Origin of the sequence: Methanococcus vannielii SB (genome assembly GCF_000017165.1) — an archaeon.
Classification (GTDB): domain Archaea; phylum AGJL01; class Methanococci; order Methanococcales; family Methanococcaceae; genus Methanococcus; species Methanococcus vannielii.
Genome location: NC_009634.1, coordinates 1323830 through 1335257 on the forward strand (window position 1 = coordinate 1323830; position 11428 = coordinate 1335257).

Genomic DNA, 11428 nt, shown 5'->3' on the forward strand with positions numbered 1-11428 from the left:
ATGATTTTGGTCATAGGGTATGGTTCTTTAGGACGTAAAGTCGTAAATAACGCCAAAAATGTTGATAAAGTAACGGTGATTGATAAAAATGATGCTGTTTTTGAATCTCATGAAAATGGAGATTTTAACTATGTAATTGGCGATGCTTCCGAACCTGATGTTTTAGAACGGGCAAAAATAAAAGATGCTGATACAATAATTGTTTTAACAAACGATTTTGAAGTTAATAAGAAAATTGTAGGACTTATTCCTGAAATTAATGCAAAAGCATACTTAATAGTTCGAGGAATGGTTAGATATCCGGAAATATACAACGGACTTACTATAAACAAAGTTATTTATCCACTTGAAAGTGCTGCAAGAGACGTTGTAAATGAAATTGAAAAGTCAAAACTCAGGCGGAAATTAAATGAACTAAAGGAAATAGCAATAGATGCTAAAAATTCATTTAAAAACTATTATACTCCAGAAGAAACTCCTGTAAATAATCATAAAGCTCCTTTTTTAATATTAATGCATAAAAACCCAGACCCTGATGCAATGGCAAGTGCAATGGCGTTAAAAGCGATTTTTGAAAAATGGGGTGTATCTTCAGAGATTGCTTACGGCGGAAAAATCGGTTATGATGAAAATAAAGCAATGGTAAATCTTTTAGGAATTAAATTAAATCAAGTTGATGAATTAAACGCTTTAAATTACTGTTCTGTTGCAGTAGTTGATTTATCTTCATCTAAAACACTTCCAATTGATGTAGACCGCTCTAAACTTTCGGTTATTGTTGATCACCATGATAATGGGGATTTAACTGCAAGATATATGGATGTTAATCCAGAAATAGGTGCAACTGCTACTATTTTAACTAAATACTTAATTGAACTTGATATCGTACCGAATAGAAATCTTTCAACAGCCCTGTATTATGCAATTACTTCTGATACAAACTATTTTAAACGGAAAACTTCTAAAAAAGATTTTGAAGCTGCAAGTTATTTACAAGGCCTAATGGACCCTAAAGTTTTGGAAATGATTGAAAATCCCGATATAGATACTGAAACAATGGAAATTTTAGGAAAAGCCATAATGAATAGAAAAATAGTAAAGGGAAGTATTGCTTTATCTTATGTTGGAAATATCAAAAATAGAGACGCTCTTCCAAGGGCAGCGGAATTTTTACTAAAAACTGAAGGGATAAATACAACTTATATATTTGGAATTTCAGATAATGAAATACATATAAGTTCAAGAACAAAAGACTTAAGGATTGACGTTGGAAACATAATGAAGTCTGCATTTGGTGGCGGAGGCCATCAAGCTTCCGCTGCTGCAAGTGTTGAACTTGGAATCTTTCAGTCAGTATCTGACAAAAGTGCACTTAGAAAACTTGTAGAAGAAGCAATTCAGGCAAAAATATTTGAAACTATGGGTATCGAAGAAGAAGATATGTCTTCACAAGATAAGCAGTAAGTAAAGATTTTATTAAATTTTATTCTGGATATTATGTTAAAGGAACTGATAAATAGGTTATTGTGGCATCCTAAAAGTAGCCCTAAAGACTATGTTATAATTTACCTCCATAGGGGCGCACCAGATAATAAAAAATCAATTTCAGTAAATAATATTATTATAAACGACTCTTTTTTAGTTTTTAACGAAACCCATATTCCATTTCATCGAATTTTAGAAATTAAAAATTTAAAAACAGGCGAAATACTGTATAAAAAGGTAGATATCGATGGTTTACGTTGAAGAGTACATGACAAAAAAAGTTAATTCGCTAGACCCTAGTTCAACAGTTTTGGATATTATTGAACTTGTTAAAAAAACAACTCACGACACATTTCCAGTTGTAGTTAATTCAAAGGTTAAAGGAATCATTTCAGTTCATGATATTATTGGAAAATTAGAATCCGAACAAGTAAAAGACTTAATGACCAATCGTGATGACATGATAGTTACAAAACCGAAAACAAACATAATGGATGCTGGAAGAATAATGTTTAGAACTGGTTTTTCAAAACTTCCCGTAGTTGATGAAGAAAATAATATTCTTGGAATAATTACAAATACGGATGTTATACGGTCTCAAATTGAAAAAACTACTCCTAAAAAGCTTGAAAAAATTATAAACTCCTATAAAAATCTTGGCTATGAATTAACAACCAAACGTGAAACGATTCCAATTAATGAATTAATTCCAACGCAGTCAAAAGTGTACGAGGATGAACTTTACGGGCGAGCCTATGAATTGAAAAGAGGCCTCGCAGAACCGATAATCGTGATAAAAACAAATATTGGTAGAAAATATATTCTAGTTGATGGGCATCACAGGGCAGTTGCAGCTTACCTTTCATGTATTAATGAGTTAGAGGCTCATGTTTTAGAAATTGATACTGATAAAAAGATGGGAATTGAAAAAACTGCTGAAAAACAAGGTTTAGTGTCTTTAAAAGATGTTAAAATAATTGATGAAGATAAAAGTAATTGCAGTAGCACATATAAACTTAAGTCAAGCATACTTGAGATTTAATTTAAAAATTTTTTTTAAATCCGTTAAAAAGTTAAAATAATTATCTAAATCTACTGTATTTATAAAATATCCTGCAAGTTCCTTCATCAGAAACCATGCAACTTCCAACCGGATTTAAAGGGTCACAAGTCTTTCCAAAAAGTTTGCAGTCATTTGGAAGTTTTTCCCCCCTTAATATTTCACTGCATATACAGGCCTTATTTATTACCTCTTTAATTTCTGGAATATCGATATTTTCAGAAACATCGTACTTTTTAAATTCTTCTCTTAATTTCATTCCGCCATCTTTAATCACCGGAAACCCCCTCCAAGCAACGTCTGAAGGTTCAAACACCTTATTCATAATTTTTTGTGCAATAACGTTTCCTTCTTCCTTCACTGCTCTTTTATATTCATTTTCAACTTTAGCTTCGCCCTTTACAAGCTGTTTTAGTATCATTACAAGGGAGGCCATAACATCAATTGGTTCAAACCCTGCAACAACCATCGGAGCTTTATATGTTTCACATGGCCCATAATATGGTTTTAAACCAGTAATTGTTGAAACGTGACCTGGACATATAAAACCGTTTAACTTCAATTCCGTTCCACCACTAAGTAAAAAGCCCATTACTGGCGGAGTTTGCCTATGTGAATTTAATATGTAGAAATTTTCAGGTTTTGATAGGAGTTCAGCAGCTGTTGTTGGTGCAGTAGTTTCAAAACCAATTGCAACAAAAATTACCTTTTCATCCTGCTTTTTTGCCAATTTTACTGCGTCTGGAATTCCGTAAACAATTCTAACATCCGCTCCTTCAGATTGAAGCTCCATTAGCGACTTTTTGCTTCCTGGAACCCTATACATATCACCTAAAGTTGCAATCGTGTATCCTTGTTCTGCTAAATACATTGCTTCATCAATTTCTTTTTGGGTTGTAACACATACTGGGCATCCGGGTCCTGGTACTACAGTAATATTTTCAGGTAAAACATCTCTAATTCCATATTTACAAATTGTATGTTCATGTGAACCACAAACGTGCATTATTTTTACGTCATCCAACTTTTCAGAGAGTTTCTGGATTGTTTGGATTGATTTTTTAATTAATTCCTTATCATTAATATTCATAATGTCATTATCCATTTTTTCCCTCTTAAATTACACTAAAATTACACTAATGAACTAAATGGTAAAATAATATATAAAAATATTAGAGTGGACTTTGTAAAATATCGGTTTTAAAAAAAGGATATATTATTAATAATTATATTTTAATCTATTTTGGTAATTTCTATTCTAATATATTTTTATAGAATGCGTTTAAATTATATATATCTTAAATATTATCAAAAAGGTTATAGAGGTGTTTTCATGTTCCCAGGCGGAAAAATGAATCCAAGAATGATGAAACAAATGCAAAAAATGATGAAAGATTTTGGAATGGATAGTGAAGACTTAAAAGCAGTAAAGGTTACTATCGAACTTGAAGATAAAATTATGGTATTTGATAAGCCAAAAGTCCAAGTAATGGATATGATGGGTACAAAAACGTATACTATTTCTGGAAGGTCTAAAAATACGTCGAAAACTGCGGAAAAAATAGAAGACACTGAAGTTAAGGTAGAAGTAACTGAAGAGGATATTGAAATGGTTGCAACACAATGTAACGTTTCAAAAGAGGAAGCTAAAACCGCTTTAGAAGATGTAAACGGGGATTTGGCTGAAGCAATTTTAAAACTTGGAAACTAAACCATATTAGTTTTCTATTTTATTTTTAGGCCGGTGAAAAGAATGGATATAGAAGGTTATGTAAGAAGATGTCTTAAAAAAGGCATTTCTGAAGATAAAATTATTGAAGACGGTTTTAAGCGAGTAGTTGAAATAAAGGAAACTGATGATGAATGGGCAAAACGATTTTTAGGAGCAGTTTTAGAAGAAGTTAAAACGACTGAAAAATACCATGATTCAAAGGACAATGCTTTGAAATATATATTAGACTGCCCTAATTCTGGAATTACAATGGGTAAAATGGGCGTTGGAAGTAGGGGGCAGGGGGATTTTTTTGTACACCGCGAAATTGCGAGAATTATTGAAAGTACTAAACAAAAAACCGAAGTTGATAGTACTGATCAAGACGACGCAGGAGTAGTTAGGGCAAAAGCAGAACACGTTGTAGTTGCAATTGACGGCACACACTCAAGACTCAGTGATTTTCCGTTTTTAGCAGGTTTTCACGTTGCAAGAGCTGCTTTAAGGGATGTTTATGTTATGGGTGCAGATGCAGTTGCATTAATTAGTGATATTCACCTTGCAGATGATGGGGATGTTTCAAAGATATTTGATTATACTTCGGGTATTTGCGCAGTCTCTGAAGCTGTTTCCGTTCCGCTAGTTGCAGGAAGTACATTAAGGGTTGGAGGAGACATGGTACTAGGGGATAGAATGGTAAGTGCAGTTGGTGCAATAGGTGTAATTGAAAAAGGGGAGCCTACAGCAAGAAAAAGAGCAGAGGTTGGGGACGTAATTTTAATGACAGAAGGGAGCGGTGGAGGAACCATTTCAACAACGGCACTTTACTATGGAATGTTTGACGTTATAGGGGAAACAATAAACGTTGATTTTTTAAAAGCGTGTAAAAGTTTAATTGAAAATGACCTTTTAAAATACGTTCACGTAATGACAGATGTTACAAACGGCGGTTTAAGGGGAGATGCATACGAAATATCAAATACTGCAAAAGTTTCCCTTGAAATTATTAAAGAAGATGTTTATAGCCTTATAAATCCAAAAGTGCTTAAAATGCTTGAAGAGTTAAATATTGACCCCTTAGGAGTTTCAATAGATAGTCTTTTAATAATAGCTCCAAACGAAAATTCTGCCGAAATTATGGAAAAAACTGGGGCAAAAAAAATTGGAATAGTAAAAGAAGGAAATACCAGTTATTTAATTACAAAAGAAGGAAAAACTGAACCATTAATTCCAAAGTTTAGGGAGGCTGCATATACTCCTGTTAAAAAAATCATAGGGGAACAAAAACCAGATGATTTTGAAGAAATGAAAGAAAAAGTTAAAAAAACGTGCGATATGGCAATAGAAAAGAAAAATTATATCGTAAATGATATTATTAAAAAAGATTAGAATTATGGTTTATTTATATTTAGTTCTTTTATTAATTTTCCAATTTTTGAAGGTTCTACAATATTAATATCGATATTTTTATTCTTTATGGAAATTTCAACTGTTTTTTTACTTTCAACAGACAGTTGCAGTCCAACTCCTTTTTTTTCAAGAGTATCTATTAATCCAAGTATTACATCCATATCCAAATTAAACCACCCTAATTTATTATTTTACTTCATATTCCCGTTATATATTTTTAAAGCTTCTTCAACAGATTTATCTTCAATAGTTATTGCATAAATTGCATTACACATATTTACTGCTTCATTTAATGGTTTTTGATGTATATTACGGCCAGTAGCATTTCCAAACGCTCCTGAAACATGGATTTGGTTATAAAGCTCCTTTAAAAATTCTTCAGGACTTTTACTTCCTCCACCTGCACATACTACTTTTGTTCTTCCTGAGGCCATAACTACTTCTTTAAATAATATTTCAGGATTTTCCCCTTTAGGATAATTTACCTTTACAAAATCTGCTCCAAGGCATGAAGCAACTCCTGCGGCCCCTGCAATTAAATGGGGGTCTTTTTCATTTTTAACGGCTTTTCCCCTTGGATAAACCCAGAGTACAACTACAAAGCCATTTTTATGGGCTTCGTATATTATTTTTGAAGCTTCAGAAAGCATTATTGACTCGAATTCACTTCCAAGGTATATTGTATACCCTATTCCAAGTATATTCAGTCCAGAATTCTGTTTAAACTCTAAAACATCGGCTACACTTAATAAAGCACAGCTTAAAGGGTCTTTTTGCTCAGTTTCTACGATATTAGTTTTAGAATTTAATTTAACAAGATAGTTTACACCACTGTAATCTCTTCCATAGCGAGATATTAATCCAAGCTGTGCTGCAAATACTCCGATTTTAGAATTAGCTGCAATTTTGAATAAATGCTCAGGGTCTGAATCATCTATTGAAATATTTTCGCCGTAAAAATCGTCATTAAGGTGCTCAATTTTTTGGTCTCCCGCAAAAAGCATTAATTTACCGGTATTTTTGGTAATTTCAAGGTAATTTTTTATATATTCGTCATACATGGATTTTGGGGTTTCCAAGGGAACTATTATATCCGTATTTTTTAATTTCTTAATCATGAAAATTCCCTCCCTATTTTTGAATGCTAACTATATTATCTGTTCTGGTTTAAACTTCTTTATATTTATTTTAAAAACTTAAATAAAAATTATTATATATGTTACTAACATAAGAAGGCATACATATTAAAAATGGGGTAGGTGAATAACATGTTTCGTGGGGGCGAACATGGAAATATTTTAAAATGGGAATTTATTATAGGAAAAAGTATAGATTCGAGTCCCAATTTCGATGAAAAGGGGACTGTATACGTTGGTTCAAGCGATAAATGTCTTTACGCAGTAAATCCTGATGGAACAATACACTGGTCATTTAAATCTGGTGAAGTAATAGAATGTAAACCGTTAATTGGAAAAGATGGTACAATCTATTTTGGTTCAGATAAGGTTTATGCAGTAAGTCCAAAAGGGGCTAAAAAATGGATTTTTAAAACTGAAAAAGCAATTTTGTCGGATTTTACAATATTTAACAATGTTTTATATGTATCATCTCTTGATGGTAATTTATATGCCATAAATCCTGACGGAACAGAAAAATGGAGATTTAAAACGGGAAAGTCGATTTATTCAACTCCAGTTGTATATAACGATGGTACAATCTATTTTGGTTCAAATGACGAACATTTATATGCCATAAATCCTGACGGAACAGAAAAATGGAGATTTAAAACAAATGACTCCGTAGTGTCCCAAGTTACTATTGGAAAAGATGGTACAATCTATTTTGGTTCAGATAAGGTTTATGCAGTAAATCCTGACGGAACAGAAAAATGGAACTTTTATGCGGGGTACTGGGTAGTTTCAAAACCTGCTATTTCAAATGATGAATCAATATATGTAACATCTCTTGATGGTAATTTATATGCCATAAATCCTGACGGAACAGAAAAATGGAGATTTAGTACAAAAAAGCGAATTGAATCTTCTCCCGCAATTGGAAAAGATGGTACAATCTATTTTGGTTCATATGATGGTAATTTATATGCCATAAATCCTGACGGAACTAAAAAATGGAATTTTGATACTGAAAACTGGATAGTATCTTCCCCAGTAATTGATGAAGATGGAACTATATACTTCGGTTCTAGAAACGGGAAGCTTTACGCTCTTTTAAATGGTTTATAATTATGTTATAATATCTATTTTATTAGAAATATTTCATAATTTTTTAATATTTATAAAACTAAGCTTTTTTATATGTATTTTACTTAAAGGTTTACGATTAATATTATTAAGAGTATTTGGTGGTATCATGAAAAAAGTAAAAGTATGCGCTCCTGGAACGTCTGCAAATTTAGGCCCGGGTTACGATATTTTTGGAATTGCCCTTTCAAAACCTTATGACATAGTTACTATTGAAAAAGTAGACGAATTTGGAATTAAAATCACATTAGAGGGAGAAAAAGCAGAAGAAATTCCAACAAATGTTGAAGAGAATACTGCAGGAGTAGTTGCCAAAAAAATGATTGAAGATTTTAAAATAGAATCAGGAATTCATATTCATATAGTAAAGGGAATAAAACCCGGAAGTGGCCTTGGAAGTAGTTCTGCATCGTGTGCCGGAGTTGCTTTTGGATTAAATGAACTTTTTGAACTTAAACTATCAAAATTAGACCTTGTGAAATACGCTTCTCTTGGTGAAGCTGTTGCAGCAGGTGCACCTCATGCAGATAATGTTGCTCCAGCAATATTTGGGGGATTTACCCTTACTACTAACTATGAACCTTTAGAAGTATTGCATATACCTGTAGAAATTGATGTAATTGTTGCACTACCAAATATACAAGTAAGTACAAAATCTGCAAGAGAAATTCTTCCAAAGGAGGTTCCAATGAAAAGCATGGTAAATAACGTTGGAAAAGCCGCAGGAATGATTTATGCATTATATAATAACGATTTAGACTTGTTTGGACAATACATGTCAAAAGATGCAGTAGTTGAGCCTTGTAGGGCCCAATTAATTACCGGTTATTTAGAAATAAAAGAAAAGTTAAAAGATTTAGTATACGGGGTAACGATTAGTGGTTCAGGACCTGCAATTATTGCAATACCTAAAAAAGAACACGTAATTGATATAAAAAATATATTTAAGGAAGTGTATAACTGCCCAGTTTACTATACTAGAGTTGGCCTTGGATGTTACATTGAAGAAATAGAATAACATCATAAAATCTTTATTTTTATTTTTTCCTTATTTTTATTTTTTAAAGTTAATTTAAAACCTGTAAAACCCTATTTATCTCTTCATTTTTAAATATTCGAATTTTATCTCCTTCGATAACATTTTCAAGATTATTATCATATTCATAAATCTCATAATTTAAATCATCCATTGCAATAATAACTTCTGAACTTACGGAAATTACAGTTGCAGTATCGCAGTCAGTAGCTTTTTTAATCAGTTTTACTTCTTTTTCGACATCATTCCAAGTTAAAGAGATTTTATCGCCTGATTCAATAGGGTTTAAATAAACTTTAACCTCATTAACCGAAGAAACAACATATAATTTTTTGGCATATTCTAAAATATCTCCAAGCTTAAATTCTGGAATTCTAACTGCAACAGTAATTCTATACTGGTCTTTTCCAGTATCTTTTTCAACACCAACGAGTTTTGCAGTTTCAATTGATTTTCCGCCGTATTGTGCCTTTATAGCTCCAGCAATGTTTCTAATTGCACCCATTGAACCCATTTGGTAATCTAAACCTTCTTTTTGAGATATAAATTTTGATATAAATGCCATTCTATCTTTATTTAATCTTCTTTCAGCTTCATCCCTTACAAACAAGTCGAGTTCTTTTTTTTCTTCTTCATTTAAGAATCTATTCATTGCACGGACTTGTAGCGTTCCTTCATAATAATTTGACATACATCTTGAGCATCTTGGACATTGAACCATATCTAAATAAACTGTAACTTTTTTTTCTTCTTCCCTTTCATTATCCTCACCAACAAGCTTTCCTTGAGCGAATACAACTACAGGAATTTCAACCCTTGACCGTTTTCCGCCCGGAAGCTGTTTTGGCTCTTGAACTATTATATCAACTTCAATACTCTTATTTGATTTTTTTAAATTATCCTTTGTTCCAAAATAAGCAATTTCCTCTAAAACTTCGTAAGTTTCTTTTTTTTGAGGGTCTTGCCAAAGTCTTCTTTTATATGAGCCACACATATGGCATACTTCAACATGAACCTCCTCATTTATCTCCATAAGTGGATTTACATGAGTATAGCAAATCTTACATAGTCCTTCTAAAAGTTCGTCTTCATGACCGCAACGGTAACAGAGTCCTTTCATAATAATCACCAAATAAAATTAGTCTTTAAAATAATAAAAAACTAGGGTAATGTAAAATTCAGGTTAAAAAGAAAAAGAGTTTTATAATGATTTCAATGGTTTCATTGCACCGCAAGCAGTACACTTTAAGAAGTGTATTCTTCCTTCTTTGATAATTTTTGTGTCGGGTTTTCCGCATTCTGGACACAAAACATACTCGTTTACATAGTTTTGGATTTTTTCATTTACCATTCTCCATCCAAACTTACCTTGTAGTATTAACCTGTTTCCTTCCATGTCTCCAGCAGTACCAAGTTCTTTCATTACGAATTTTGCAAACTCGTGAGTATCCCGCTCCATGAATTTTGCAATATCCTTGAAATTTTTAATAATGGTTCTATTTCCTTCCACAAAACTGTCTGCGGATGGAATTTCAAACCTTACATCACTGAATACTACTTCTGGAAGTTGTGATCTCGCTCTTTTTAATAATTCTTTGTAATCGAAGTAATCGACCATGTTTTCACCAAATTTAAGTTACAAAATAGACAATTGTAAAAAAGTAAACAATTTGTAAATGTGTTTTCTAGTCCATTATTTATATACTTGCCGTTAAATTAATATAGTTGTCCTGATACATAATGTTAAGCTAGGTTATACTAGCAGGTTAGTGACGGGTGTATTCCCGTAGGGCGTGTAGCGATTTAGCTGAACCCATAAACAGTAAAGACAAACAAAACTTAAGTGATAACATGAGCATGTATACTTATGTAAAAGAAGCATGGAAAGTACCTGCTAATTCATACGTTAAGGAATTATTGTGGGCAAGAATGCAAACATGGAGAAAAGAACCTTCAGTTGTAAGAATTGAGAGACCTACAAGAATTGATAGAGCAAGAAACTTAGGATACAAGGCAAAACAAGGAGTTGTCGTTGTAAGAGTAAGTGTTAGAAGAGGAGGTTTAAGAAAACCAAGACCACAACACTCCAAAAAACCTTCAACACTCGGTGTTAATAAAATTACAATGGCTAAATCAATCCAAAGAATTGCTGAAGAAAGAGCTGCAAAAAAATACCCTAACATGGAAGCTTTAAACTCATACTGGGTAGGGCAAGATGGAAAACAAAAATGGTACGAAGTTATCTTAATTGACCCATGCCACCCATCAATCAAAAACGACAAAACCTATGCATGGCTTTCAAATGGAAATCAGAAAGGAAGAGCAAACAGAGGTTTAACTTCTGCAGGTAAGAAGGGAAGAGGATTGATGTATAAAGGTAAGGGTGCTGAAAAAGCAAGGCCAAGTGTAAGAGCTAACGGCAAAAAGACAAAATAATTATTATTTAATAATACATAATATCTCTT

General features: G+C 32.5%; 13 protein-coding genes. 8 read left to right on the top strand and 5 right to left on the bottom strand.

Annotated elements, in window-relative coordinates; all coding sequences use genetic code 11:
- The 3 genes from MEVAN_RS06695 to MEVAN_RS06705 are packed head-to-tail and all read left to right on the top strand — an operon-like array spanning position 1 to position 2527.
- Entirely contained in the window at positions 1–1464 is a 1464-nt protein-coding gene (locus tag MEVAN_RS06695) for a DHH family phosphoesterase (RefSeq protein ID WP_012066109.1), read from the top strand.
- A gap of 33 nt (positions 1465–1497) precedes the next feature.
- Positions 1498–1746, top strand: coding sequence for a DUF504 domain-containing protein (locus tag MEVAN_RS06700; protein ID WP_012066110.1), 249 nt, complete (start codon positions 1498–1500; stop codon positions 1744–1746).
- Positions 1733–2527, top strand: coding sequence for a CBS domain-containing ParB/RepB/Spo0J family partition protein (locus tag MEVAN_RS06705; protein WP_012066111.1), 795 nt, complete (start codon positions 1733–1735; stop codon positions 2525–2527). Before MEVAN_RS06700 ends, MEVAN_RS06705 begins: the two co-directional genes overlap by 14 nt.
- Positions 2528–2567: 40 nt before the next feature.
- On the opposite strand, the gene hypD is transcribed toward MEVAN_RS06705, so the two are convergent.
- Positions 2568–3650, bottom strand: a complete 1083-nt coding sequence (gene hypD, locus MEVAN_RS06710; RefSeq protein ID WP_012066112.1) for a hydrogenase formation protein HypD — start codon at positions 3648–3650, stop codon at positions 2568–2570.
- Positions 3651–3878: 228 nt separating this feature from the next.
- Between hypD and MEVAN_RS06715 the strand changes: the two genes are divergently transcribed.
- Both MEVAN_RS06715 and MEVAN_RS06720 read left to right on the top strand, forming a co-directional pair.
- Positions 3879–4256 carry a nascent polypeptide-associated complex protein gene (locus MEVAN_RS06715; protein ID WP_012066113.1) on the top strand — a complete coding sequence of 126 codons (378 nt, stop codon included), beginning with the start codon at positions 3879–3881 and terminating at the stop codon, positions 4254–4256.
- A 42-nt stretch (positions 4257–4298) separates the two neighbouring features.
- Positions 4299–5645 (top strand): AIR synthase-related protein, encoded by a 1347-nt coding sequence (locus MEVAN_RS06720; protein ID WP_012066114.1) that lies wholly within the window; start codon positions 4299–4301, stop codon positions 5643–5645.
- Between the two features lie 2 nt (positions 5646–5647).
- Here MEVAN_RS06720 and MEVAN_RS06725 read toward each other — a convergent pair whose 3' ends face one another.
- Positions 5648–5833: a hypothetical protein gene (locus tag MEVAN_RS06725; RefSeq protein WP_012066115.1), complete on the bottom strand. Its 186-nt coding sequence runs from the start codon at positions 5831–5833 to the stop codon at positions 5648–5650.
- A gap of 24 nt (positions 5834–5857) precedes the next feature.
- Positions 5858–6784, bottom strand: a complete 927-nt coding sequence (locus MEVAN_RS06730) for a beta/alpha barrel domain-containing protein (RefSeq protein WP_012066116.1) — start codon at positions 6782–6784, stop codon at positions 5858–5860.
- 150 nt (positions 6785–6934) lie between these two features.
- Between MEVAN_RS06730 and MEVAN_RS06735 the strand changes: the two genes are divergently transcribed.
- Complete coding sequence (locus MEVAN_RS06735) at positions 6935–7909, top strand: outer membrane protein assembly factor BamB family protein (RefSeq protein ID WP_012066117.1); 975 nt, start codon at positions 6935–6937, stop codon at positions 7907–7909.
- 127 nt (positions 7910–8036) lie between these two features.
- Positions 8037–8945, top strand: coding sequence for a homoserine kinase (locus tag MEVAN_RS06740; protein WP_012066118.1), 909 nt, complete (start codon positions 8037–8039; stop codon positions 8943–8945).
- Positions 8946–8994: 49 nt separating this feature from the next.
- Here MEVAN_RS06740 and MEVAN_RS06745 read toward each other — a convergent pair whose 3' ends face one another.
- Together MEVAN_RS06745 and MEVAN_RS06750 are read right to left on the bottom strand one after the other, a co-directional pair.
- A complete protein-coding gene (locus MEVAN_RS06745) occupies positions 8995–10083 on the bottom strand; it encodes a 60S ribosomal export protein NMD3 (RefSeq protein WP_012066119.1) in 1089 nt (362 codons plus the stop codon).
- Between the two features lie 81 nt (positions 10084–10164).
- Positions 10165–10581 carry a translation initiation factor IF-2 subunit beta gene (locus MEVAN_RS06750; RefSeq protein ID WP_012066120.1) on the bottom strand — a complete coding sequence of 139 codons (417 nt, stop codon included), beginning with the start codon at positions 10579–10581 and terminating at the stop codon, positions 10165–10167.
- A gap of 233 nt (positions 10582–10814) precedes the next feature.
- Between MEVAN_RS06750 and MEVAN_RS06755 the strand changes: the two genes are divergently transcribed.
- A complete protein-coding gene (locus MEVAN_RS06755) occupies positions 10815–11399 on the top strand; it encodes a 50S ribosomal protein L15e (protein ID WP_048059170.1) in 585 nt (194 codons plus the stop codon).
- Positions 11400–11428 lie beyond the last annotated feature (29 nt).